At 31.4% G+C, this 25,802-nt stretch carries 28 protein-coding genes; 21 read left to right on the top strand and 7 right to left on the bottom strand.

What is annotated here, in order from left to right:
• Positions 1–49: 49 nt before the first annotated feature.
• From GON26_RS10480 to GON26_RS10470, 3 genes are all read left to right on the top strand, one after another.
• Positions 50–1,918 (top strand): LTA synthase family protein, encoded by a 1,869-nt coding sequence (locus GON26_RS10480; RefSeq protein WP_160374766.1) that lies wholly within the window; start codon positions 50–52, stop codon positions 1,916–1,918.
• Positions 1,919–2,044: 126 nt separating this feature from the next.
• Positions 2,045–3,112: a glycosyltransferase family 9 protein gene (locus tag GON26_RS10475; protein ID WP_160374765.1), complete on the top strand. Its 1,068-nt coding sequence runs from the start codon at positions 2,045–2,047 to the stop codon at positions 3,110–3,112.
• A 5-nt stretch (positions 3,113–3,117) separates the two neighbouring features.
• Positions 3,118–3,888 (top strand): glycosyltransferase family 2 protein, encoded by a 771-nt coding sequence (locus GON26_RS10470; protein WP_160374764.1) that lies wholly within the window; start codon positions 3,118–3,120, stop codon positions 3,886–3,888.
• A gap of 1 nt (position 3,889) precedes the next feature.
• Here GON26_RS10470 and GON26_RS10465 read toward each other — a convergent pair whose 3' ends face one another.
• Positions 3,890–4,657, bottom strand: a complete 768-nt coding sequence (locus GON26_RS10465) for a lipopolysaccharide kinase InaA family protein (protein WP_160374976.1) — start codon at positions 4,655–4,657, stop codon at positions 3,890–3,892.
• 82 nt (positions 4,658–4,739) lie between these two features.
• Between GON26_RS10465 and GON26_RS10460 the strand changes: the two genes are divergently transcribed.
• Positions 4,740–5,534 carry a glycosyltransferase family 2 protein gene (locus tag GON26_RS10460; RefSeq protein WP_160374763.1) on the top strand — a complete coding sequence of 265 codons (795 nt, stop codon included), beginning with the start codon at positions 4,740–4,742 and terminating at the stop codon, positions 5,532–5,534.
• A 97-nt stretch (positions 5,535–5,631) separates the two neighbouring features.
• On the opposite strand, the gene GON26_RS10455 is transcribed toward GON26_RS10460, so the two are convergent.
• The gene (locus tag GON26_RS10455) at positions 5,632–6,750 is read right to left on the bottom strand and encodes a glycosyltransferase family 4 protein (RefSeq protein WP_160374762.1); all 1,119 of its coding nucleotides are present in this window, start codon (positions 6,748–6,750) and stop codon (positions 5,632–5,634) included.
• Between the two features lie 914 nt (positions 6,751–7,664).
• Here GON26_RS10455 and GON26_RS10450 point away from each other — a divergent pair.
• The 7 genes from GON26_RS10450 (at position 7,665) to GON26_RS10420 (ending at position 14,083) form a co-directional block, all read left to right on the top strand.
• Positions 7,665–8,609 carry a hypothetical protein gene (locus tag GON26_RS10450; RefSeq protein WP_160374761.1) on the top strand — a complete coding sequence of 315 codons (945 nt, stop codon included), beginning with the start codon at positions 7,665–7,667 and terminating at the stop codon, positions 8,607–8,609.
• Positions 8,610–8,786: 177 nt separating this feature from the next.
• Positions 8,787–9,755 carry a glycosyltransferase gene (locus tag GON26_RS10445; RefSeq protein WP_160374760.1) on the top strand — a complete coding sequence of 323 codons (969 nt, stop codon included), beginning with the start codon at positions 8,787–8,789 and terminating at the stop codon, positions 9,753–9,755.
• Positions 9,756–9,771: 16 nt separating this feature from the next.
• A complete protein-coding gene (locus GON26_RS10440) occupies positions 9,772–10,596 on the top strand; it encodes a glycosyltransferase family 2 protein (RefSeq protein WP_160374759.1) in 825 nt (274 codons plus the stop codon).
• A gap of 25 nt (positions 10,597–10,621) precedes the next feature.
• The gene (locus tag GON26_RS10435; protein WP_160374758.1) at positions 10,622–11,797 is read left to right on the top strand and encodes a glycosyltransferase family protein; all 1,176 of its coding nucleotides are present in this window, start codon (positions 10,622–10,624) and stop codon (positions 11,795–11,797) included.
• Complete coding sequence (locus GON26_RS10430) at positions 11,794–12,870, top strand: DegT/DnrJ/EryC1/StrS family aminotransferase (protein WP_160374757.1); 1,077 nt, start codon at positions 11,794–11,796, stop codon at positions 12,868–12,870. Before GON26_RS10435 ends, GON26_RS10430 begins: the two co-directional genes overlap by 4 nt.
• A complete protein-coding gene (locus tag GON26_RS10425) occupies positions 12,864–13,511 on the top strand; it encodes an acetyltransferase (protein ID WP_160374756.1) in 648 nt (215 codons plus the stop codon). The genes GON26_RS10430 and GON26_RS10425 overlap by 7 nt, the downstream gene beginning before the upstream one ends.
• Positions 13,511–14,083 carry an L-threonylcarbamoyladenylate synthase gene (locus tag GON26_RS10420; protein WP_160374755.1) on the top strand — a complete coding sequence of 191 codons (573 nt, stop codon included), beginning with the start codon at positions 13,511–13,513 and terminating at the stop codon, positions 14,081–14,083. The genes GON26_RS10425 and GON26_RS10420 overlap by 1 nt, the downstream gene beginning before the upstream one ends.
• A 98-nt stretch (positions 14,084–14,181) precedes the next feature.
• On the opposite strand, the gene GON26_RS10415 is transcribed toward GON26_RS10420, so the two are convergent.
• Positions 14,182–15,306, bottom strand: a complete 1,125-nt coding sequence (locus GON26_RS10415; protein ID WP_160374754.1) for a cysteine desulfurase family protein — start codon at positions 15,304–15,306, stop codon at positions 14,182–14,184.
• Positions 15,307–15,392: 86 nt separating this feature from the next.
• On the opposite strand from GON26_RS10415, the gene GON26_RS10410 reads away from it, so the two are divergent.
• Positions 15,393–16,352 (top strand): hypothetical protein, encoded by a 960-nt coding sequence (locus GON26_RS10410; protein WP_160374753.1) that lies wholly within the window; start codon positions 15,393–15,395, stop codon positions 16,350–16,352.
• Positions 16,353–16,502: 150 nt separating this feature from the next.
• On the opposite strand, the gene GON26_RS10405 is transcribed toward GON26_RS10410, so the two are convergent.
• Both GON26_RS10405 and GON26_RS10400 read right to left on the bottom strand, forming a co-directional pair.
• Positions 16,503–17,054 (bottom strand): Smr/MutS family protein, encoded by a 552-nt coding sequence (locus GON26_RS10405; protein WP_160374752.1) that lies wholly within the window; start codon positions 17,052–17,054, stop codon positions 16,503–16,505.
• The gene (locus GON26_RS10400; RefSeq protein WP_160374751.1) at positions 17,044–17,229 is read right to left on the bottom strand and encodes a hypothetical protein; all 186 of its coding nucleotides are present in this window, start codon (positions 17,227–17,229) and stop codon (positions 17,044–17,046) included. Before GON26_RS10400 ends, GON26_RS10405 begins: the two co-directional genes overlap by 11 nt.
• A gap of 105 nt (positions 17,230–17,334) precedes the next feature.
• Here GON26_RS10400 and GON26_RS10395 point away from each other — a divergent pair, with 105 nt between their 5' ends.
• Positions 17,335–17,619: a DUF2752 domain-containing protein gene (locus GON26_RS10395; protein ID WP_160374750.1), complete on the top strand. Its 285-nt coding sequence runs from the start codon at positions 17,335–17,337 to the stop codon at positions 17,617–17,619.
• Positions 17,620–17,635: 16 nt separating this feature from the next.
• Here GON26_RS10395 and GON26_RS10390 read toward each other — a convergent pair whose 3' ends face one another.
• Positions 17,636–18,337: a DUF1003 domain-containing protein gene (locus tag GON26_RS10390; RefSeq protein ID WP_160374749.1), complete on the bottom strand. Its 702-nt coding sequence runs from the start codon at positions 18,335–18,337 to the stop codon at positions 17,636–17,638.
• Between the two features lie 182 nt (positions 18,338–18,519).
• Between GON26_RS10390 and epsC the strand changes: the two genes are divergently transcribed.
• The 4 genes from epsC to GON26_RS10370 all read left to right on the top strand — a co-directional run bounded on the left by epsC (position 18,520) and on the right by GON26_RS10370 (position 21,853).
• Complete coding sequence (epsC, locus tag GON26_RS10385) at positions 18,520–19,311, top strand: serine O-acetyltransferase EpsC (RefSeq protein WP_160374748.1); 792 nt, start codon at positions 18,520–18,522, stop codon at positions 19,309–19,311.
• Position 19,312: 1 nt separating this feature from the next.
• Entirely contained in the window at positions 19,313–20,200 is an 888-nt protein-coding gene (gene cysM / locus GON26_RS10380; protein ID WP_160374747.1) for a cysteine synthase CysM, read from the top strand.
• Between the two features lie 123 nt (positions 20,201–20,323).
• The gene (locus GON26_RS10375) at positions 20,324–21,310 is read left to right on the top strand and encodes an aldo/keto reductase (RefSeq protein ID WP_160374746.1); all 987 of its coding nucleotides are present in this window, start codon (positions 20,324–20,326) and stop codon (positions 21,308–21,310) included.
• A gap of 99 nt (positions 21,311–21,409) precedes the next feature.
• A complete protein-coding gene (locus GON26_RS10370) occupies positions 21,410–21,853 on the top strand; it encodes a hypothetical protein (protein ID WP_160374745.1) in 444 nt (147 codons plus the stop codon).
• Here the strand turns inward: GON26_RS10370 and GON26_RS10365 are convergent.
• Positions 21,850–22,680, bottom strand: coding sequence for a sensor histidine kinase (locus GON26_RS10365; RefSeq protein ID WP_230407920.1), 831 nt, complete (start codon positions 22,678–22,680; stop codon positions 21,850–21,852). The two genes, GON26_RS10370 and GON26_RS10365, sit on opposite strands and share 4 nt — an antisense overlap.
• Before the next feature lie 19 nt (positions 22,681–22,699).
• Between GON26_RS10365 and GON26_RS21660 the strand changes: the two genes are divergently transcribed.
• The 4 genes from GON26_RS21660 (at position 22,700) to GON26_RS10350 (ending at position 25,798) form a co-directional block, all read left to right on the top strand.
• Entirely contained in the window at positions 22,700–22,852 is a 153-nt protein-coding gene (locus GON26_RS21660; protein ID WP_230407919.1) for a hypothetical protein, read from the top strand.
• 203 nt (positions 22,853–23,055) lie between these two features.
• Complete coding sequence (gene rlmD, locus GON26_RS10360; RefSeq protein ID WP_160374743.1) at positions 23,056–24,468, top strand: 23S rRNA (uracil(1939)-C(5))-methyltransferase RlmD; 1,413 nt, start codon at positions 23,056–23,058, stop codon at positions 24,466–24,468.
• A gap of 12 nt (positions 24,469–24,480) precedes the next feature.
• Positions 24,481–25,014, top strand: coding sequence for a DUF6452 family protein (locus GON26_RS10355; RefSeq protein WP_160374742.1), 534 nt, complete (start codon positions 24,481–24,483; stop codon positions 25,012–25,014).
• On the top strand, positions 24,986–25,798 hold the full coding sequence (locus tag GON26_RS10350) for a DUF6048 family protein (protein ID WP_160374741.1): 813 nt from the start codon (positions 24,986–24,988) through the stop codon (positions 25,796–25,798). The genes GON26_RS10355 and GON26_RS10350 overlap by 29 nt, the downstream gene beginning before the upstream one ends.
• Positions 25,799–25,802 lie beyond the last annotated feature (4 nt).

Here is a 25,802-nt window from a genome sequence, read left to right as displayed (position 1 = left end):
ATCAATTAACAGACAACAAGTTATTTTTTTATTAAAGCCCTAATATCGAATGAATAATTACAAAAGCAGTATTGCCTTATTTTTAAAAAGATTTTTTTTAATTGTTATCATTTATCAGCTAAGCCGCATATTATTTTATTGCATCAATAGGGAACAATTTGGCGATTTTACATTAGAAACCTTTACAGGAGGTTTACTTTTTGATTTTGCTGCCATTGCGTATATCAATACCTTTTTTGTTATTTTTCATTTAATTCCGGGTAATTTTAAATACAAAACAACCTATCAGCGTATTTTAAAAATTGCTTTTTATAGCATCAATCTAATTTTTATCGCTACCAATTTTATTGATATCATCTACTATCGTTTTACCGGCAGAAGAAGTACTTTTAGCATGATTACTGCAAAAGGAATGGAAAAAGAAGCAGTAGGGCTGATTCCCTCCTTTTTAAAAGAGTTTTGGTACATTGCTGTTATATTCTTTCTGGTTAGTATCATACTTTGGAAACTTATTCCAAACCTAAAAAAAATAAATCTTTTAGAAACTGTAACCCGAAAAGACTATTATAAACAAACGGCTTATTTTATTCTTTCGCTGGTTATCATACTAATTATTGGTCGTGGTGGTTTACAAAAAAAGCCAATTAAAATTGTTGATGCTATCAAATACGGAGCGCTAAGCAACTCGGCATTAGTATTAAACACTCCGTTTTGCATCTTAAAAACAATTGCAAAAAAAGAAGATATTGATAAAGTAAATTACTTTGATGAAAAGGAATTAGTTTCGATTTACAATCCTGCCATTACGCTACAACCAACCAATCCAGCTACAAAAAAAAATGTAGTAATATTAATTTTAGAAAGTTTTGGAGACGAAAATGTAGGACGAGGACAAACTCCTTTTCTGGATTCGCTTATCACTAAATCGTATTATTTTAAAAACGGATTTGCCAACGGAAAAGTATCTATTGATGCTGTTCCTTCTATTCTTTCAAGTATTCCTAGTTTAATGAATAATTCATTTATTTCATCAAGCTATTCTTTAAATAAAATAAATGGTCTTCCTAAGATTTTAAAGAAAGAAGGCTACAACACTTCTTTTTTTCATGGTGCTTTCAACGGAAGCCAAAATTTTGATCAATATGCTAAAGTAGCTGGTTTTGAACACTATTATGGTAAAGATCAATATATCGGAAAAGAAGCTTTTGACGGAAGATGGGGTATTTTTGATGAAGAGTTTTTACAATTTTATGCCACAAAATTAAACTCTTTTAAGCAGCCTTTTTTCAGTTCTTTATTTACTATTTCCTCTCATAATCCGTATATAATTCCTGAGCAATATAAAGGTAAATTTCCTAAAGGAACTACTGTAATTCAGGAAAGTATAGCTTATACCGATTTTGCTTTACGTAAGTTTTTTGCAACCGCAAAAAAACAAGGCTGGTACAAAAACACCTTATTTGTCATTTCATCAGATCATACTTCGTCTGGTGGCGATCAGGCTATTGATAAAACCAATATTGGTAAATTTAGCATTCCGATATTATTCTTCGATCCTTCGAATCCTGAATTGGTAGGTGTAAACGAAAAAAACTTCCAGCAAATTGATATTATGCCGAGTATTTTAGATTACCTGAACATCAAGACCGATATGATTAGTTTTGGAAAAAGTTATAAGTCTAAGGACAATTTCGTAGTATATTATCTTCAGGGAACTTATCATTATATACAGGATGACTATTATCTTGCTTTTGCAAATAATCAGGCAATTGGATTGTATAACTGGAAAAAAGATGTTTTGCTTAAAACAAATTTAATGCAGCAGGACAAAGCAAAAACTCAACAAATGGAAAGATTCTTAAAAGCTTATATCCAAACTTTTAATGACAGGGTAATTAATGATAAACTGGCCAATTAATAAAAGTATTGATTTTAGAATCTAAATAAATTTTAATAAAAAATCCAAATTCCATATCATAAATTGATTGGAATTTGGATTTTTTTGCTTCAATTTGTAATCTCAGCAAAAAGATTTAATTTCCTAATGAAGATACTTGTAATTCAACAAAAAATGATTGGTGATGTTTTGATTAGCAGCATTTTGTGCAATAATTTGCGCACTGCTTATCCGGATGCCCAAATCGACTATTTGGTTTACGCCTCAACAACTCCGGTTTTAGAAGGCAACCCTAATATAGATAACATCATTTTGTTTGAAGAAAAACATCGCAAGAGCAAAAAAGAGCTTTTTAATCTTGGATTAAAAATCAGAAAAGAAAGTTATGATTTACTAATTGACGCCTATTCTAAGTTAGAAAGCTGGATTTTAGTATTTATGAGTAATGCTAAAAGAAAAATATCCTATAAAAAACCAGGCAGAAATTTTCTGTACACCGATAATGTTCCGTTTGATGAGTATCCAAAAACCAATTTAGGTTTAGCGATTGAGAGAAGACTTTCCTTATTAGGTCCCTTACATTTAGCAATAAATACAGACCCGATTCCTAAATTATATGTTTCTGAAAAAGAAAAAAGTGACGCAATAGCATTATTTGAAAAGCACCAGGTAAAAAAAGAACGTAAAACCATCATGATAAGCCTTTTGGGAAGTGAAAAAATCAAAACTTATCCATTAGAATATATGGCCGAAGTGATTGATTATATTGCTGATAATACCGATGTAAACATCCTTTTTAATTATTTTCCAAAACAAATTGAAGAAGCAAAAACCGTCTTTAAAAGCTGTAAAACAGCAACTCAGAAAAAAATATATTTTGATTTGTTAGGAAATGATTTACGCTCTTTTATAGCCATTATGAATCAGTGCGATTTGATAATTGGGAATGATGGTGGCGCTATAAATATGGCTAAAGCACTTGAAAAACCCTCTTTTATAATTTTTTCTCCCTGGATCGAAAAGAAAATCTGGGCCACTTTTGAAGATGGAATCAGACATCTTTCCGTTCATTTAAATGATTTTCGCCCGGATTTATTGGAAGGAAAAACTGAAAAGATTCTAAAAAAAGACGCTTTAACTTTGTACGAAGCCTTTAAACCTAATTTTTTTAAGGATCAAGTTGAGTTGTTTTTAAATCAAAATCTTAGCAAATAATTAAAATGATTTTGCAGGACAAACAACTAACAACGGCATTACTCATTACGTATAATGAGGAAAAAAACATAAAAGCTGTACTCGAAAATTTGGCTTTCGCCGATGAAATTATCGTTGTAGATTCATTTAGTACAGATAAAACAATAGAAATCGCTTCTGCGTTTACCAATGTCAAAATTGTACAGCGTATTTTTGATGATTTTGCAGCGCAACGTAATTTTGCAATAGGATTAGCAACACATTCCTGGATTATTTTTATTGATGCAGATGAAAGAATTACACCAGAACTTCAAAACGAAATCATTGCAACAATTAATCAAAAAAACACTTTATCTGCTTATTATATTTATCGGGATTTTATATTCGAAGACAAGAGATTACATTTTAGTGGCTGGCAAACCGATAAAATTATAAGGCTGTTTAAAAAAGAGCACGCAAGTTACAATATTGAAAAAATTGTACACGAAAAACTTGTCGTAAAAGGGCGGACAGGCAAACTAAAACATAAGCTTATTCATTACTCCTATGCAAACTATACTGAATATAAGCAAAAAATGATTTTTTACGGAAAATTAAAGGCCAAAGAGGAATTGCTAAAAAACACAAATCCTAATGCCTTTCATTATTACATTCGTCCTGTATATCAATTTTCAAATCAATATTTACTGCGTCTGGGCTTTTTAGATGGCAAAAAAGGAATTGTAATTTGCTACTTAAATGCTTTGAGTGTAGCTGTGCGGTTTCAGGAACTTAAAAAATTACGTTCAAAAAACTAATTTAGGATTTCCAAAATTTTAGTTTCTTTTTAAGACGTTTCTTTCTGGCAAATTCTTCCTGAAAATGAGTTGTAGCCTTCCACATTGTTTCAAAAATTTCCGTTTCAGTTTTATCAGAGTAATATTTCGAATATTCATTTGCCATTACACCAATCATTTCCTTTTTAGGAGTCAAACGGCTAAAATTGTTCATACGCTGTTCGAAACTCATATCAGTATGAAAATTCATTCTGTTCAAATCGACTAAGAAAAAATTATAGGTATTATCTTCCCGCTTTTTGATTAATGTATTTCCAGGTGAATGGTCTAAGAACTCTACTCCTTTTTCATGTAAATCAAAAGTGAACTTGGTAAACTGTCTTAAAATAGTATTATGATTCGGAAAATCCGGAATTTCAACCAATTCCCTATATGTCAAATCACACTCTAAATGTTCGCTGACATAATAACTATCTTTTAATCCTATTAAACTAAAATTTTCCAGAAATGCAATGGGCTGTGGAGTTCCGATACCTTTTTCTAATAAAATGGTAGCATACTCAAAAGATCGTTTTGCTTTCGATTTACGAAAATATTTATATGCAATTTTATTGATGATATTCGGAATCTTAAACGATTTTATATTAATTACTTTTCCGTTTAAGTCAAAAAGCTTTATTTTATTTCTATCTCCATTACCAAAAAGAATCCCCGATTGACTAAAAGTTTTAATAGTATCAAGTACTGATACTCTATTATTTTCAAAAAAAGGATTTATTTTAAAATTCATCATTAGCTTTATATGTAAACAAAAATACACATAGAATTTTAGACTTCAAATTATTATTGTATTTTTACTCAAATTTAATTTCATGTCAAACCCAAATTGTACTTTAGTAACACCAACTTATAACTGGCCGGAAGCCTTAGAATTATTATTATTGAGTACATTAAATCAGACTGTTTTACCCAACGAAATCATTATTGCAGATGATGGTTCAAGAGAAGATACTAAAAAATTAATAGACAAATTTAAAAATATATTTCCAATTCCACTGACTCATATTTGGCATGAAGATATAAAAAACAGAAAGCCCAGAATCATGAATAAGGCCATTGCTGCGGCAAAATACGACTATATAGTTGAAATTGACGGCGATATTATCCTTAATAAACATTTCATTGAAGACCATCTTGCATTTGCTAAAAAAGGACACTACTTATTTGGATCACGTGTAAATATTCAGGAAAATTTATTACCTAAATTATTTTCAAAAAAAATCATTAATTTTAATCTGTTTTCAAAAGGAATTAAGAAAAGAGGCCGAACAATACGCTTTCCTTTTCTTATGAATTTTGTTAAAAGTGTAGATAAACGTTCCCGCAAACTTAGAGGTTGCAATATGTCTTTCTGGAAGGAAGATTTTATTAAAATTAATGGTTTTAACGAAAGTTTAGTAGGTTGGGGAATTGACGATTCTGAAATGATTCAGCGATTACACAACATAGGAGTTAAAGGAAAAAGATTAAAATATTCTGGAATTGCCTATCATATTTATCATAAAGAACAATCTAAAAATCATCTTGATATCAACAATGAAATTGAGGCACAAACTATTAAAAATAAACTTACTTATATAGAAAAAGGAGTTGATCAATTTTTATAAATTAAACTCAAAAACATTTTGAAGTATTTGTTTTTAAATTACATCTAATATTTTTGAGTTTATTGATTTCCTTCTAATATACTATTTACAAATAAAATCAATTCAAGCCTTTTAAACTTTCTTTCGAATATATTTTAGATATGTTTTTTGCATTTTCCTGAGCAGTAAATTTTTCAAAAAACAGTGAATAAGATCGCTCTACAAATTTAATTCTTTTATTCTCATCTTCTGAAATTTTCTTTAAATTCAATGCCAGATCTCTATAATCAAATATTTCAGATAAAAAACCATTAAAATCATGGTTAATAGCTTCAGGGATCCCTCCAGCTTTTGTACTAACTACAGGTACTTTTTTTAAGAAAGCTTCGTAGATAGTCAATGGCAAACCTTCTCTTTGCGAACTCATTACATAGATATCAAACTGAGTTAAAAAATCTAATGCATTAGACTGAAAACCTGCAATAGTAATATATTCTTCTAATTTAAATTCAGTAATCATTTCTCGAATTACCGGAGTAACTTTATTAGAGAACTCACCAATTTGCACAAGATGAACATTTTTCAGACCAATATCATTAACTAAATAATTAATTGCCTTAATAAGTGTGGGTAAATCTTTTGCTGGTACATGATTAGCTATATTCCCAACTACTATTTTATTATCAGAAATATTAAAGAGTTCTTTAATATTTTCTAATCGAACTGTCTTTGTTCTTTCCAAATTTATCCCATCATACACTACTTCAAGTTTTGAAATGTTTTTCGGGAAAATTATTGCTGAAAAAGACTTTTTAACTGCTTCAGAAACACAAATAATCTTAGCAACATTTTTATAGTTATATTTGAATTTACTTAAAACACTACTACTATTTCCCATTCCTTTTTTAGAAAATACTGCTTTAACCTTTAGATTATAAAGTAGATCAGAAATGGTAAAAACAGTCAAAGAATCACTCGTATGTAAATGAATTAAATCAGGCTGATTTAATTTTACAATTTCTTTTAGATATTTATAATTTGAAAAAGTATTTAGCTTATCTCCTAGGGCTTCAATAAAATTAATACCTTTTAAAATGCATTCTTTTTCTAAAGGGGATTTTTTTACGCCAAAAACAACATTATCCACACCTATTTTTGCCAATTCTGGAATCATATCAATTAATTGCTGCTCATTCCCTCCCCAACTTCTTGCACCCGAAATATGTACTATTTTCATTATATTATTTGTTACTTTACAAATATAACAGAACATTGCAAAAATCCAAAATATCTCCTATCGCTTAATATTCTAAATTCACTAAATACGGATGTAAAAATTAATATATTTCATTAAAATTAAGAAAAGTCAGCGCTTTTCTTCACAAGAAGAGTTTAAAAAAAAAAGAAGATTTTTAATGTTATAAAAATAATTTTACTTCTAAAATAGTAATCCAAATACTACTTCATTTAATCTAAATTATTACCTTGCGCTTCTATTACTAATGTTTAAAATTTATACTTTTTATACAAAACTGTGACTTAGTAGAATATGCTAATTTTGGTAGGGATATAAAAAATTAAATATAATTTTAAAAAAGATATATGTTTTTTCTTAAAATAAATTGATAGATAAAAATAGAATTTATAAAATGATCATTACATTATATTTTGTTAAACCAATGAAAAAGTATTGACTCAGCGCCGATAAATAATTATAAACTATAACAGTCCAATATTTTATACTGTAGAACGTTTAGTATATTTAGTAATATTGGTGATAATTTATAATAGCTAATTCCAAGTAAATATCTGACTGATAATTATTTTAAAAAATAAACTAGTTTAAATTCAGTAATAAATAAAATCTAAAATTGAAATAAATAAACTAAAAACAAATTGATTAATTCAAAAATTTGACAAATTGATTGTACAAAAAGATTTTAAAAAATATTTTAAAAAATATGCAACCATTTTAAGTAATTGTCATCTTATTAGTAGGGGGCAGTTAGTCTGAAAATTATTTTTCCCTCTTCGAGAATAATCAACTAGCGGACATACAACAACACTAAATCATTAATTACAAGCACTTTAAAAACAACTAACCTAGAATTACAACAATAGTTTAAATAAAAAAACACTATGCTCATTACCTTGATAAGCCTTGATAACTGGGGATTTAATAATCATATCGCAATAACATTAGAAAAAAAAGGGCATAATGTACAACATATTAATTTTAATAGGTTCGAATATCATTATCCTAACTTTTTCTACAGGATTTATAACTTCATTTTAAAGACCTTATTTAAGAGGAATTTAAAAACAGAACATTTCGGAAAAAAAATAATTGAAAATCTTGAAGAAATTGGTCAAAAGCAAGATCTTATACTTATCATCAAAGGAGATTTTATAGATCCTAAGAGTATTTTAAAAATAAAGAAATATTCCAAAAAGACTATAGCCTATTTTAATGATAACACTTACCGATGCCCAAAAATAAAAAGAGTTATTCCTTTCTTCGATGAAGTATTCTCGTTTGAAAAGGAAGATTGCGAAAAGTATAATTTGAAACCTGCCACCAACTGGATATACGCACAACCCACTAAAAGAGAAAATAAAAATTTTGATTATCAGATATTTAATATCATATCCTTAGACAGAAGATTACCAATACTTAATAAAATAGCTGATAATTTAAAATCTAAAAATATAAAATACAAAATATTTGTATATGACAAAAAACAACATCACAAAAAAACGAATCTGGAATACATAAACAATCATATTTCATTAGAAGAAATAGAAGAATATATTAACCGTTCTCAAGTTTTATTAGATGTTAACCGAAAAAACCAAAGCGGATTAACTTTTAGGGTTTTTGAAAGCATTGGCCTAGAAAAAAAACTCATAACTACCAATACAGATATTGTAAATTACGATTTCTATAATGCTAATAATATTTTAGTCATTGATGAAAAAAGCCCCGATATACCTATATCATTTTTTGAGAAGAAATATGAAAAAATCCCTGAAGCTATTTTTCATAAATATACTAAGGAAGGTTGGATAGAAAATGTAATTTATAGCTCTGTTTGATTGAAATTCAAACCGTACTTAAAAATAAAGCTTTACTTTTATCAATTATTTGTTGAGCTTTATTCAGTTATAACATGACTAAACAAAATAAAAAAAAACAATCCTAATTTTGCAAAAAACAGATTTTATTCTGAATTATAAAAATTGCAAAATATAAACTCATAATATTAAAAAAAAATGAAAATTTCAGTTGCAATGTGTACTTATAACGGAGAAAAACATCTGGTTGAACAACTTGATTCTATCTTAAACCAAACGCATAAAGTTGATGAAATTATTGTTTGCGATGACAGATCTTCAGATAAAACAATTGAAATATTAAATAATTATAAAATAAATTTTCCTAATATATTTCAAATTTATCAAAATGAAGTCACTTTAAGAAGTGTCAAAAATTTCGAAAAAGCTATTACACTTTGCACGGGGGATATCATTTTTTTATCAGATCAGGATGACCGTTGGGTCAGTGAAAAAGTGGAAGAATATATTATTTATTTTAATTCTCATCCAAACATAAAAACCTTATCATCTAATGGTTACTGTATAGATGATAATTCAATATTAAAAGATAAATATTCGCTTTGGGACATTCCTAGATTTTTAAGAGAAGAAAATATTGATTTTAATTATTACACATTAATCAGTCAAATTTTAAATGTTGCTACTGGAGCATCGATGGCTTTTAAAAAAGAAGTCCTTTCCGACATACTTCCTTTTCCTGTTGTTGATAAATTTCATCATGATGAATGGATTGCCCTTATTTCAAGTTCTAAAGATCAATTTGAACTTTTAGATAAAAAATATTTTTATTATAGATTACATGATAATCAACAAGTTGGAGGTGTTTTTTATGATAAAACCGAAAAAACCAAACTATGGTTAATCGACATGTGCAATTTGAATCATGATAATATTTCTTTTAAACAGTACAAAAAAAGATGGAAAAGAGTTTTTAGAGCGTATCAAAAAAATATTAAATTAAGCACATTTGACACAAAATTTAGTGACTCTTTTAAGATTAATTCCGAAGAAACTAAAAATCTTTTCTTTAAAACAGAATCAGCAATGAAAAAGAAGTATTTTTTTCAATATCATTTAATGAAAATTGGTTATAACCTAAAAAATAAAAATTTAAAAATCGAATAGAATAAATAAAATGCATATGAAAGTAAGCGTCTTAATGATTACCTATAATCATGAAAAATATATAAGGCAAGCTATTGAGAGTATTTTAGATCAGGAGACTAAGTTTGATTTTGAATTAATTATTTCAAATGACAATTCGCCTGATGAAACGGATTCTATAATTAACGAAATAATTAAAACAAATCCTAAAGGAAATATAATTAAGTATTTCAGACATGAAAAAAATATAGGAATGATGCCTAATTTTTTATTTACAATAAATAAAGCAGTAGGAGAATATGTCGCTTTGTGTGAGGGTGATGATTACTGGACTTCAAATTTAAAATTAGAAAAACAAGTCTCATTTCTGGATAAAAATAAGGATTACAGCATATGTTTTCATAATATTAATGTTTTGGAAGATAATACTATACAGGATAACTCTATTCAAGACGAAATTTTAGAAACTACAACTATTCATGATTTAGCTAAATATAACTACATTCATACCCCTAGCGTAGTTTACAGAAATCATTTGTTTAAATCGTTCCCTAAATATTTCATTAAGTCACCGATAGGCGATTACTTTTTACACATGTTGAATGCTAAGTATGGAAAAATCAAATACTTAAATGAACACATGGCAGTTTATAGAATTCATAAAACTTCATACTGGTCATCAAAACAACAAATAGACCGTGAAAATATCTGGATTACTTTTATTAAAAAAATAAAAGTAAATTTTGACAAACCTATTCGGAAAATACTTTCTGAACAGATTTACGAATTAAAAACACGAAGATTGAGGGGGTTTAAAAGAAGTGTGTATAAAATTCAATATAAAATAATAAACTTTTTTTAAAATATTAAACTAATTAGATATCAAATTGAAAAAGGGATTAATGATCGATCGTTTTAAATATTATAAAAGAGGTAATAGCAAAGGAATTATAATACTTGATGATTTTCTTCCATCTACACTTTCTCCCTGGAGAAGTTATGAATATTCTGAAATTTGCAGTTTTTTTGATAATACCCGTATCAAAGTAGATGGCAGCACTTATGAGCATTATACTCAAGAAAAAAGTTTTGATCAAAATTTAGCTTTATTAACTGCTAATTATCCTTCGCTTACTGATAAAATAGGAAAACTGAAATTTTCCAGTAATTTAAACAGTCAACTAATTTATATGCTTTTTTATAATAATATCAAAAAGCATTTTGAGGTTTTAAACCGCAATAAAAATCCTTTTACCCTAACATTATATCCTGGAGGGGGTTTTGGATTCGATGATAAACTTTTAGATGAAAATCTTAAAAGGTATTTTGATTCTATTTACTTCAAAGGCGTAATTGTAAATCAAAATATTACGAAAGAATATCTACTCGAAAAAAAGCTTTGTGATCCTGAAAAGATTAATTTAATAAATGGTGTACCTCTTAATTTAAACACTTTAGAAATTAAAAATTTCAGATACCTAAAAGACACAAAAAAAACTTCCATTTTATTTTTTGCTAATAAATATACTAATGACGGAAGTGACAAAGGATTTGATGTATTTCAAAAAATTGTTTCTCTATTAAAGCACAAAAAAGATGACTTTAATTTTATTGTAATTGGGGGATTTAGCCAAAATGATCTTGTTGACAGAAGCCTTGATAATATTGTAGAATTTAAAGGTATATTAGATGAATTTCAATTTGAATCAATTTTGAAAAAAACGCATATTATGATTTCTCCAAATAAGCCGTTTGTATTAAGTAAAAATGCTTTCGATGGCTTCCCATTAGCAACCTCAGTCACAGCATCAATTTTTGGAAATGTAAATTTTATGACGGATTATTTCAATGAAAGTAAACATATAGATTTAGAAGACGGAATAGATTTTTATAAGATTAACAACAACCTTGATGAAATGATTAAACAAATCATGCAATTACACACTAACAAAGATTTAATGAAAAGAATCGCAGAAAATGGTCGCAATAAAATGTTACATTTGTATTCTTTTAATCAACAAATCACACCTAGAATAGAACATTTTAAAAAAATATTGTCTTGATAACTGTTACAAAAACTTTTCTGCCCTCAATCGAACTCTACAATTCATACTTACAACGTGCATGGGAAAAAGTTTGGCTAACAAACCGAGGAGAGCTTACGCTGGAATTAGAAGAAAAATTGAAAAATTATCTTGAAGTATCTCATCTAATAATAACGAACAATGGAACTATTCCTTTGCAAATTGCACTAAAATTATTTGGTAATGGTGGTGAAGTAATTACTACTCCTTTCTCTTATATTGCAACTTCTGCAGCTATAATTTGGGAAAATTGCCAACCAATATTTGTTGATATTCATCCCGAATACCTAACTATTGATGAAAGTAAAATTGAAGCCTCAATTACACCAAAAACAACAGCAATATTAGCAACTCATGTTTTCGGAAATCCTTGTAATGTAATTGCTATCGAAAATATCGCAAAAAAACATAATTTAAAAGTAATTTACGACGCTGCCCATTGTTTTGGAGTGAAGCATAATAACAAATCTGTATTTAATTATGGTGATATATCAACTTGCAGCTTTCATGCAACAAAAATATTCCACACTGGAGAAGGTGGTGCCATGTTCTGCAATGATAACAAATTATTTGACAAACTTTTTTACAGCCACAATTTTGGTCATAATGGTCCTTTAGATTTTCATGGTTTAGGAATAAATGCTAAAATTTCTGAACTACAATCTGCTTTGGGTCTGGCGGTTTTTGATAATATTAACACTATTTTTTCAGAACGTAAAAAAGTGGTTGATTTTTATAATGAAAATTTAGATTTTAGTAATCTAAAATCATTAAAAATTCGCGAAAATACAGAATGGAATTATAGTTATTATCCCGTTATTTTTTCTTCCGAAGAAGTTTTACTGACAGTTGAGAACGAATTGCAAAAAGAAAATATTTTTCCAAGAAGATATTTTTACCCCTCTTTAAATACTGTTAACTATATAAACGGAGCAAGTATGCCCGTTTCTGAAAGTATTGCTTCCCGAATTTTATGTTTACCTTTATATGTCGATCTCTCAATATCCGACTTAGAAAGAATTGTATCAACAATAAATAAATTCACATGTTAATCATTGGTGCTAAAGGCTTTGCAAAAGAGATTCTTGAGATTTTTAAACAAAGTAATCAATTAGATTCTATTGCCTTTTATGATGACATCAATCTTCAGATTGATGATTATCTGTATAACCAATTCCGAATTCTAAAAAATGAAGAGCAAGTAAAATTGTTTTTTTCTAAAAATAATGAGTTTACAATAGGAATAGGAAACCCTTTTCTGAGAAAAAAAATTTATGATAAATTTACTTTGCTGGGAGGAGAATTTGTTTCTGCAATAAGTCCTTTTTCAATAATTGGAAGTTTTGATGTCGAAATTGGCAAGGGTTCAAATATTTTATCTCAGGCTACTTTCTCAAATTCAACCAAGGTAGGCATAGGAACAATTGTATATTACAATAGTGTAATAACACACGATTGTGTTGTTGGAGATTTTGTAGAATTATCACCTAACGTTATTCTTTTAGGGAATGTTACAGTTGGGTCTTATACGCAAATAGGTGCAGGAGCTGTAATTTTACCCAAAATTAAAATAGGTAAAAATGTTATCATAGGAGCTGGAACAATAGTAACAAAAGATATCCCAGACAATGCTGTTGTAGTCGGAACTCCAGGGAAAATTATTAAATATTTAGAACCTTTAGATTTTTTATAATGAATCAAGACATAAACACCGAAATACACAACGCATACGAAGTCATTAAAGAAGGCGGAATTATCCTTTATCCTACTGATACCGTTTGGGGAATTGGTTGTGATGCTACAAATCCTGAGGCTGTAGCTAAAATTTATAAGCTAAAACAGCGTGCCGAGACACAAAGCATGATTGTTTTGATGAATGGCGAAAAAATGATGTACAATGTTTTTAAAGACATTCCGGAAGTAGCCTGGCAAATCCTTGATCTTTCAGAAAAACCTACAACACTCATTCTTGATGACCCAAGAAACGTGGCTCCAAACATTATTGCTGCCGACAAATCATTGGCTATTCGAATCGTAAAAGAGCCTTTTTGTTTTAAATTATTAGAGCGAATGAAAAAACCACTAGTTTCCACTTCAGCTAATATTTCCGGACAGCCTACTCCTATTGCTTTCAAGGATATTAATCCCGTTATTATAAATGGTGTTGACTATGTTGTAAAACTAAATCAGGACAAAATTGGCGGAAAACCATCTACCATCATCAAACTGACGAAAGATTCGCAGGTGAAAGTTATTAGAAAATAATTTTGGTTTCAGGTTTCAGGTTTTACCAATTGGAATTTGGAATTTATAAAATTGGAATTTAATATTTATAAAAATCATCACTTTGTAACTTTGTACCTTTATAAAGTTTTCAAACTCTGAATCAGCCAATCAATATCTTCTTTGGTATTGTAATGACTAAATGAAATGCGGAGGTTAGGCAATTTTAAATCCTCCTCCGAAAGCATTTCTTTAAGTACGTGTGACGGCTTTATACTTCCAGACTGACATGCACTTCCTCTTGAAACAGCTATTCCTTTCATATCCAGACTAAACAATAACATCGAGGTTTTATCTGCAGAAAAAGGTAAAATAATATTGATAATATTATAAAAATCATCTTTTTTTCCGTTGATTCTGAATCCTGAAAAATGTATTTCAAGTTGTTCAATCAAGTATGTTTTTAATTCCAGAATATATTTTCTGTCTGCGTCTAAGTTTTCGTATGAAAGCGACAAAGCCTTTGACATACCAGCAATCTGATGTACAGCTTCTGTACCGGCACGCAGGCCTTTTTCCTGCTCTCCACCAAAAATTAGAGGTTGCAATCCAGAATTTTTACGGATAAAAGCAAAACCTACTCCTTTTGGACCATGAAATTTATGTGCACTTGCCAAAATAAAGTCAACTGACGTTTTTTGCAGATCGATTTCGGTTTTACCAATAGATTGCACGGTGTCTGAATGAAACAGTGCACTATATTGTTTACAAATAACTCCAACTCTATCCAAATCCAAAACGGCTCCTGTTTCGTTGTTTACGTGCATCAGACTCACTATTGTCTTTTTTTCATCAGACAATAAATTCGATAAATGAGTTAAATCTATACTTCCGTCAGGTGCAATTTTTACGTAATCTACCTGAACATTAAACTCCGATTCTAAAACCATAACAGTATGCAAAACCGCATGATGTTCTATTTTTGAGGTAATGATACGCTCAATCTTAAGATCTTTTACTACAGAGCGAAGAATCCAGTTATTTGCTTCTGTACCACTCGAGGTAAAGATGATTTCCTGCGCAGAACAGTTTAAATACTTAGCAATGTTCTTTCTGGAAAGCTCCAGTATCGTTTTTGCATTTCTTCCAAAACTATGAGTCGAAGATGGATTTCCAAAATCCTCAGTCATAATTTTAGTCATTTCCTGAATAACTTCGGGACGAATTGCGGTTGTTGAGGCGTTATCGAGATATACTTTTTTCATTAATGCAAAGTTAAGGAATATCAATTGTGAATTCTTAAATATCATTTGCCAAATTTTTCACTATTTTTGAGCCAAATAAAAATACGATGAAAAAATTTGCCTGCCTATTGTTATTCGCCATTATGCTGAACGGTTGCGATGACGGAGATTTAGTTCCTGAAATAATTAATTTTGAAGAAATAGACCCTGTAAATTGCGACAACACCTACGTTCTGATTTACAAACTAAAAGAACAAGAATCTTTATTATTACAAGTAAAAGCAGAAACATTTGCCCCTTTAGAAGGAGCACCTGAAGTTGGAACTGAAGAATATGATATTACCGAAGGTGGAGATTATAAGCTAGTCTATAAATCTTACGATGGTGTAATTTCAAAATCAAATATTTGTGATGCTATACGACCTTCTTTTCCTAATGTATCTACCGAATGGTTTGCTAAAACTGGATTAATGGAAGTCATAACTACTCCAAATGTAACAGAACCAGCAGCTGACGGGAGTACCAAAATTGCTGGTTTCAATCATTCGATATACATGACCAATGTTACGTACTCAAAACCAGAAGGAGATCAGGTAGGTCCGGAGTTTTTCTTTGGCGTTCTGACTACATCAACCTATACATCTCCAACTGTATCTTTTGCAGCAACTACTGCTAGACAATGTAGCCAAACACAAATCTACAATTGGAATTCTGATTCATCTATCATTATTGATGCTTTAGATCCGACATTGATTCAGAACATTGAAACGACTGATCCAAGAACAAGTACTATAAGTTCCACACAAAACAAAGTTACTTACACTAAGTATAAAACTGCCAGCATGACTGCAGACTATTTCTGCAAGACTCCAAGACCTACAACACCCGAAATTGAAGAAACCTGGAATGCGCTGGCTGGTGGTGTAATAGAAGTCGAAACTACCAAACTTGACAACACCACATACAAGCACGTTATTACGCTAAAGAACATCGAACTTAAAAACGGAAGCCTTCAATTTAAACTGGCAAGTACTTTTATTTTCGGCGAAATTACCACACAACAATAAGCTATTTTTTAGCCCATACAAAAGAATATTTTACTTAAAATATTCTTACAAAAAAAACATCCGTTACAGTTCTAATTTTCTTTCGAAATTAGTTCCGTAACGGATGTTTTTTTATGCTGTTAAAAGTGTTTTTTAACGCTCCAAATAACTTTATTTATTGTTTTGTCTAAAATAAACTTCGGTTGCTCCAAGACCATATTTTTGATAATTGGCATCCTGAAAATCGATTCCATCGTAACGGCCTAATAAAAAATCAAGTTCGGCTTTTAGAATTCCTTCGCCAACTCCGTGAATAAAAACAATCTTCGGAATCCGATTTCTGATAGCAAATTCTATGTGTCTTTTTGCCGTCTCTGTTTGCAAAGTCAGGATATCATAATTTGACATTCCGCGTTTATTAGGAACCAGTTTTTCGATATGCAAATCAAATTCCGGAGCCGAAATTTCGCGTTTGTCTTTCTTTTCCTTGACAAAACTTCTCGGTTTTGGCTCTTCTTTTTCTTTAGAAACAGTATCTAAATCAATTCTTTTAATAGAATTAAGTAAATTACTGGATTCTTGTATTTTAAGCAATTCATTGACAAAAAACGTCATCATAAATCCATCTTCAGTTTCGATCAAAACCTCATTGTTTTTCACCGAAACCACTACTCCGTTTATCGCTTCGTCCAGTACCGAAACCTTATCTCCTTTAGTCAACATCCTGCTCCTCTTTTTCTTGGTTTTTACTTGGTGTTTTGGCACTGAGCTGCATCATTCCAAACATGAAAACAACAATTGCAATTACCGTTATATAGATATTTTTTTCTTCCGAAACCTGTTCATAAAGCGCAACCGAAATTGCCAGAACCATTATTAAAATTTTTAGCGTTTTCATTTTTTTCAGGTATAAGACTTCAAAAGTAAGAAACTTTAAAATAGTACTTCTTACCTCTAAAAAGGTTATCGATTATTTTTTGTAAAATTGTAAAAAAGAAACGCTTTGAATTTAGAAAAATACATGCTGCCTTGTATAAGCAAAACCCTCTTCGGAATTGAGTGTTTAGGCTGTGGTTTTCAACGCGCTTTATTCTTACTTTTTCAGGGTGAATTTTTAGCCGCTTTCAGGATGTATCCGGCACTCTATACCAGCCTGATATTTTTATGTTTTGTAGCCTTGCATTTTTTGGATAAATCCAAAAATTACAAAAAAATACTTTGGGCAACAGCCATCCTAAACAGCGTTTTTATGATTGCAGGATATTACTACAAACACTTTTATATTTGATTTTTTTTAGCGAAAATTACTTTTTAATCTGGTTGAGAATATCATTCATCATCTCGATTTGTACTTTCTGAATTTCGATTAATTCTTGTTGCTGATGCATAATCAGGTGATCGATTTTGTCATGAATCATTCTAATTTCTAATTCAGATTTCAGGTTAATCATATAATCTTTTTTGGCGCGAGTACGATCTTTTTCTTCCTGACGATTCTGACTCATCATAATTACCGGAGCCTGCAAAGCGGCAACGCAGGATAAAATCAAATTGAGCAATATAAACGGATATGGATCAAAACCTTTGTTAGCCAAAAAATAAACATTCGAACCAATCCATACAACTATAAAAAGTAAAAACGAAATAATAAAAGTCCAGCTTCCGCCAAAGTCTGCCACTCGGTCGGCAATTCTTTGTCCAAAACTTCTGGATTCAACTTCATCTTCGGCTGAACTTACAATCGATTTGTCGTCGCTCAAAGATTCAATTACACTTTTTTCAAGATTCGAAAGTGTTCCGATTTCGGCCGAAAGATAATTCGAAATGTATTTTTGACGGTACGCATTTAATTCTTTAACCGAAATAAACTGATCTTCTGTAAGAGATGGATAATCATCAGTAATAAGTCCTAAAATAGGATTATGAATTGATTTGCAAGAGATTTTTTCTCTTTCCGGAAACGAAAGATTCGAAATTGCGCTTTTAAAAGTGGAATTATTTTTCATCTAAATAGGTTTTACAGGCTAATTTAAGCTATTCAGAATTACATAAAAACAAATAGTTAAAATTCCTTTAATTATCACAAATAAGAATCTTAAAAACAAAATTTCTTTACGCTTTTCATACGACTATTTCCAAAAAACACCTTACTTTTAGCGTTTCAAATTACTCATTCAATTTTATAGTTTTGACAAAAGATATTATCATACAAAATATAAAGGCTTTAAAGAGCCATTCCAATATCAACTACGGAATCAAAACGAAGACAGAAGATTTTACCGAAAAGCTTTTTTATACTCTTTTTGATTCGAATGCACCTTTGGATATCAGCATCAATGAGCTTGAAGTTCGCTTTAAGGAAATTGCCGTTTTGGCTTGCAAAAAGCCTGAAAATTTATGCGAATCTATTTGGGACAAATACCTGGAAACATTACCCGGAGTTTTAGAAAAACTTAATCAGGACGCCGAATATATCCTAGAAAATGATCCTGCCTCAAACAGTATCGACGAGGTTTATTTGGGTTATCCCGGATTTTACGCCATTGCTATTTACCGCCTAAGTCATGAATTATACAAACTTGACTTACTACTTTTCTCAAGATTAATGAGTGAATACGCGCATCGTATAACCGGAACCGATATTCATGCAGGAGCTGATATTGCATCGCCCTTTTTTATTGATCACGCCACCGGAATCGTGATTGGCGAAACAACGGTTATCAAAAAACACGTAAAAATTTACCAAGGGGTAACGCTGGGTGCTTTGAGCGTAAGCAAAGACATGAAAAATGCCAAACGTCATCCTACTGTTGAAGCAAATGTTTGTATTTATGCCAATGCTACTATTTTAGGAGGCGAGACCACTATTGGAAAAAACAGTATTGTGGGAGGAAATGCCTGGATTACCAAATCAGTACCAGCAGATTCTATCGTTCTAAACACCACTACAACCGAAGTTAAAATAAAAGAAAAAAAATAAAATGGGTCCACAGAAATTGCTAAACCTAATTGGAAATACACCGTTGATGGAAACCGTCAATCTGGTAAAAAATAAAAATGTAAAATTATTACTGAAGCTGGAAGGAAATAATCCCGGAGGAAGCGTAAAAGACAGAGCGGCTTATAACATGATTGCATCGGCTCTGGAAAGAGGCGATATCAAAAAAGGCGATAAACTGATTGAAGCGACCAGTGGAAACACCGGAATTGCGCTGGCCATGATTGCGCAATTGCTGCAAATAGAAATAGAACTGGTTCTGCCGGAAGATTCTACAAAAGAACGAACTCAAACCATGCGTGCTTATGGCGCTACAGTGATTTTAACGCCTGCTAGCGAAGGAATTATTGGTTCGCGTGACTATGCTGATAAAAAAGTAGCTGAAGGCGGCTACGTAATGCTAAATCAGTTTGCAAATGATGACAACTGGAAAGCACATTACAAAACAACAGGACCGGAAATATGGAATGACACCGAAGGAACAGTCACTCATTTTGTTTCGGCTATGGGAACTACAGGAACTATTATCGGTACTTCGACATATCTGAAAGAAAAAAATAAAGCGATTCAAATTGTAGGCGCACAACCAAGTGAGGGCTCTCAGATTCCCGGAATTCGTAAGTGGCCGAAAGAATACTTGCCTAAAATTTTTGATGCTTCGAAAGTAGATACCGTTGTAGATGTAAGCGAACAAGAAGCCCGCGAAATGACTAAAAGACTTGCTCTCGAAGAAGGTGTTTTTGCCGGAATGAGCAGTGGTGGCTCAGTGGCTGTCGCTCTAAAAATAGCAGAATCATTAGAATCAGGCGTAATTGTAGCCATCATTTGTGATCGTGGCGACCGTTATTTGTCTTCGGATTTATTTGATTAACAGTTTCAAAGCTACAAAGGCTCAAAGACACAAAGTTTTCTTACTTGTCTGCAAAAGCCTTTATAATTTTAAAAAACCTTTGAACCTCTGTTACTATGAACCTTTGAACCTTAAAAAGAAAAAATGAACTACCGCAAACTAGGAAAAACAAATTTTAACATCTCCGAAATCTCACTTGGCACTTGGCAGGTTGGAGGAAAATGGGGATCCCCTTTTAATGATAAAACTGCAGATGAGCTTATCAATACTGCTATTGACAATGGTGTGAATTTTATTGATACTGCTGATGTTTATGAAAATGGTCTAAGCGAAACTGCTGTTGGCCGGGTGGTGCGTTCGCGCTCTGAACGTATTTATGTAGCCACTAAATGTGGACGCCATATTAATCCGCATGTAAACGAAGGATACCAACCTAAAGTATTGCAAAAATTTGTTGAAGACAGTTTGAAAAGAACTGGTTTAGAAGCTCTCGATTTGATTCAGTTGCACTGTCCTCCTACCGAAGTTTTTTACAGACCTGAAATCTTCGAAATGTTTGACCGACTAAAAGAGCAAGGTAAAATTCTGAATTTAGGCGTTAGCGTCGAAAAAGTCGAAGAAGCCTTAAAAGCTATCGAATATTCGAATGTTACAACAGTTCAGATTATTTTTAATTTGTTCCGCCAGCGACCTTCGCAATTATTTTTCTCCGAAGCCAGAAAAAAAGATATCGGAATCATAGCCAGAGTACCTTTGGCCAGTGGCCTTTTGACAGGTAAATTCGATTCGAAAACCATTTTTGAAGCTCAGGATCATCGTAATTTTAACCGTAACGGAGAAGCTTTTGATAAAGGCGAAACTTTTTCCGGAATTGATTACGAATTAGGTTTAAAGGCCGTTGATGCCTTAAAAGCACTTTTTCCAAAGAACACCAATCTGGCTCCTATCGCCCTGCAATGGATTTTGAGTTTTGAAGATATTAGCTGTATTATTCCTGGCGCTTCAAATGTAAGCCATGTTACCTCGAATTTATCAGTTTATGATTTACCTAAATTATCTTCTGATAAAATTGCTGCTATGAACAAAATTTACGAAGAATACATAAAACCAAGTGTACAGCATCTTTGGTAGTTTTTTTTTAAAGCTACTAAGATTCTGAGTTACTAAGATTCTAAGTTTTTTTCTTAGTAACTCAGTACCTTAGTAACTCAGAATCTCAAAAAATAAACCTTGAAAAAAAGCAAATTCAAAGAATGGTTCGATCGCTACAAATATGCCGAACTCGCAAGTACAAGTGCCGCACTGACTACTTCGCTTTCGAGTACGTTTTTTAGTGGTTTAACGGTTGCTTATTTGATTACATTTGCTGAATATCTGGCTTTTTACAGTGTCATTTTGATTTCTGAATATAAAAAATTAGCCCAACGGAATAAACTTCTGAACCAGAAAACAAGTTTTGGAGATTTCCTTAAACTTCTTAAAAATTTAGTTCTGGAATTTGGCTATCCTGCCATCTTAGACTTTTTAGTGATTCGTCCGTTTTGCATGTACTGGATGCCCATTATTTTTGGGAATTACTTTTTCGGAATTATTTTTGGAAAAATTTCTGCAGATTTGTGTTTCTATTCTTTTTCCATATTAAATTATGAACTTCTAAAAAAGAAAAAGCCTTAAGCTTCAAATAAAATTTCAAATTCAGCGCCCTTGTTTTTTCCGTCGCTGGTGGCGCTTAGTTTTCCTTTATTTCTTTCGATAATTTTTTTGCACAAATACAATCCAATCCCTGTCGAAGTTTCATTGGCTGTTCCTAATCGGCTCATTTTAGTGAATTTTTTAAACAATTCATCAATCTGATTTTGATTAAAACCAATTCCGTCATCAGAAACCTTAATACTAAGTTTACCGTTATCTTTAAAAATAGTAATCGTTATTTCACTATCAAAATACGAAAACTTAATGGCGTTACTAATCAAATTAACCATAACCTGAATCAACAGATTTTCATCAATTTTGAGTTTGGCCTCAGCAACTTCGAAATTCAAATTCAATTTAATGTTTTTATCAATCAACCGCTGTTCGACCTGTTCATTAATCAAAGGAAAAATAGTTGGAAACATTATTAATTTAGGTTCCTGATTTACATTCTTAATATTATCCTGTTCTTTCAACAGATTGATAAAATTTTCGATATATCTAAATTGCAGATTGGTGGACTCGCATATTAATTGAGCTAGATTTTGTACAGAATCTGTTGGGTTTTCAAGCATAATCAATTTTGCCAGGCCCTGAGGATTTCCGGCAAAGTTTTTCAAATCATGCGAAAGCATATAAATCAAATCCTGTTTTTCGTTAAGATAACTCTCGGCTTCATAAATAGACTCCTGAATATTACACATCAGTAAGCCTGCCTCATCTTTATACTCTGTAGGCAAAACCGAAAGTTGTCTGTTTATTCTATATTCATTTAATGATTTTGAAGCCAGAGCTATTGGCTTAATCAATTGATTTAAAACCAAAAGCGTGACTACACAAGCCAACAAAGTCATTATTAGAGAAAAAATAAGAATAGAAAATGGCGTAAGAGTAGTATCTGAATATAAGACAAAAAATAAAACACCAATAAAAGGAATGAAGATCCCAATAAAAGCTACAAATAAAAATTTTAAAGAATAGCTGTTTTTTAAAAAGCTAACTTGTGAAAGGTTGTGATACAACTTCATATAAGCATTACAGTACTTAGGTTATGGTAGCATTTGGGGACAATTGCTAAAAACAAAGTTAACCTTAAAACCCAATTAATCTAATAAATTAAAGAATTTGACAAAATATTTTCGAAATTGAATTTATAAAAGTTTACAAACCCTTATTTTTGCGCTATGGGAAGAAAAAATACAGATAAAATTGTCTTTCATCAGATTCAGGTTCTTGATGCTGGCGCAAAAGGAGTATCAGTAGCGAAAGCTCCGGACGGAAAAGTTATTTTTATACCGAATGTGGTACCGGGCGATGTAGTTGACATACAGACTTTTAAGAAAAGAAAAGCTTATTACGAAGGAAAAGCAGTGAAATTTCATGAGCTTTCAGAACATCGTGTCGAACCAATTTGCGAGCATTTTGGTGTTTGTGGTGGTTGTAAATGGCAAAATATGAAATACAGCCAACAGTTGTATTACAAACAAAACGAGGTAAAAAATCATTTGCAGCGTATTGGAAAAATTGAATTGCCAGAATTCGAAAATATTCTGGGTTCTGAAAAACAGTTTTTCTACAGAAATAAAATGGAATTCTCTTTCTCGAATAGCCGCTGGTTAACCGAAAAAGAAATAGAAAGCACTGAAGATTTAGGAAACAGAAATGCCTTAGGATTTCATATTCCGAAAATGTGGGATAAGATTCTGGACATCCAAAAATGTCATTTGCAGGAAGATCCTTCAAACGCCATCAGAAATGAAATTAGAGCTTTTGCTAATGAGCATAATCTGGCTTTCTTTAATCCAAGAGAACATTCTGGTTTATTGAGAACTTTTATGATTCGCACGGCTTCTACTGGCGAAATTATGGTTTTGATTCAGTTTTTTGAAAATGACAAAGCCAATCGTGAACTGCTTTTGGATCATCTTTACGAGAAGTTTCCACAGATTACTTCGTTGCAATATGTGGTAAATTCTAAAGCAAATGATACAATTTACGATCAGAACATTAAACTATATAAAGGAAGAGATTATATATTGGAAGAAATGGAAGGATTAAAATTTAGTATTAATGCTAAATCTTTTTACCAGACCAACTCTGATCAGGCTTACGAATTATACAAAATAACACGCGATTTCGCTGGACTTACTGGCGAAGAAACGGTTTATGATTTATATACCGGAACAGGTACCATCGCTCAGTTTGTTTCTAAAAAAGCGAAAAAAGTAATTGGTGTAGAAAGTGTTCCTGAAGCTATTCTGGATGCAAAAGCAAATGCTGAACGCAATAATATTACCAATTGCGAGTTTTTTGTTGGAGACATGAAAGTCGTTTTTAATGAAGCTTTTATAGCACAACACGGAAAACCGGATGTTATTATAACCGATCCGCCAAGAGACGGAATGCACAAAGACGTAATTGAACAAATCATGAAAATTGCTCCTAAAAAAGTAGTATATGTAAGCTGTAACTCGGCTACACAAGCTCGTGATTTGGCTTTGATGGATGAAAAATACAAAGTAACACGTGTTCGTCCGGTTGATATGTTTCCGCAAACGCATCATGTCGAAAATGTTGTACTTTTAGAACTTCGATAATAAAACTATTCAATGAAAAAAATAATTGCTCTTTTATTGGTCTTCACTTTTGGTCTTTCTAGTTGTGAAAAAGACGACATTTGCGATGCGAATACACCCACAACATCCAGAATGTTGATTTCTTTTTTCTATGCCGACAGAACATCAGTTGCGAAAAGTGCTACACGTTTGAAAATTCAGGGTGATGGTGTAGAAAACGGGATTGTTTTTAACGAAACCGCTACTACGGATGACTTAAAATATACCACAAATGCCAATCAGGTTTTAATTCCGTTAGACCCAACAAAAGATGCAGTAACCTATAGTTTTATATCAAATTTTAGCTCCACAAATCCTGCTCAAAGCAACACTGATGTACTGACGTTTAATTATACCAGAAGAAATGAATATGTGTCGAGAGCCTGCGGTTTCAAAACCATTTACACTTTAACTTCAATTGAACGCGCTGGAGACGAAGATGCCAATAGCTATTGGATAAGTAATATCAGTTTATTTAATCCTAATGTCGAATTCGAAAATGAAACACATGTTAAAATATTTTTCTAGTATTTGTTTATTGTTTTCGATGTTTTTGGTTCAGGCCCAGGAAACACCCGCTACAAAAGAAGCAAAAGAAATTGTTCAGGAAAAACCAAAATCTGCAGCAAACAATAACGCTCAGGAAGCAAAAAAAGACAGTATTCCTCCTAAAACAGATCGTTACGGTCTGCGTGTAGGTGTTGATTTGTACAAGCTTACCCGTGGTTTTTATGATAAAGATTATAAAGGTGTTGAGTTTACCGGAGATTTTCGTCTGACGAAAAAATACTATCTGGCTGCCGAACTTGGTATCGAAGATAAAACCACAGACGACGACCGATTAAACTCTACCGCAACCGGTACATACATCAAAGCAGGTTTTGATTACAATATGTACGAAAACTGGCTGGATATGGAAAACCTGCTAACTGTGGGCTTACGTGGAGGTTTTAGTACGTTTAGCCAGCAACTGAACAGTTATAAAATCTACAACCCAAATCCGTATTGGGGCACAATTCCACCTTTGACATCCGGAGAGAAATACAGCGGTTTATCAGCCAGCTGGATTGAGGTTGCTTTAGGCTTAAAAGCCAAAGTCTTTAATAATGTCTTTGTGGGTTTTGGCGTTCAGCTTAAAACTTTGGTTACCAATAAAAAACCCGATGGTTTTGACAATTTGTATATTCCTGGTTTTAACAGAACTTACAATGGTAACTTCGGAATAGGGTTTAATTATACCGTTTCGTATTTTATCCCGCTTTACAAAAAGAAAGTGCTGCCTGAAATAATACCAGAAACGCCTAAAAAGTAATTTT

This window comes from Flavobacterium hydrocarbonoxydans (assembly GCF_009789235.1).
GTDB classification, from domain to species: Bacteria; Bacteroidota; Bacteroidia; order Flavobacteriales; family Flavobacteriaceae; genus Flavobacterium; species Flavobacterium hydrocarbonoxydans.
This window is presented reverse-complemented; position numbering and strand designations above follow the sequence as displayed.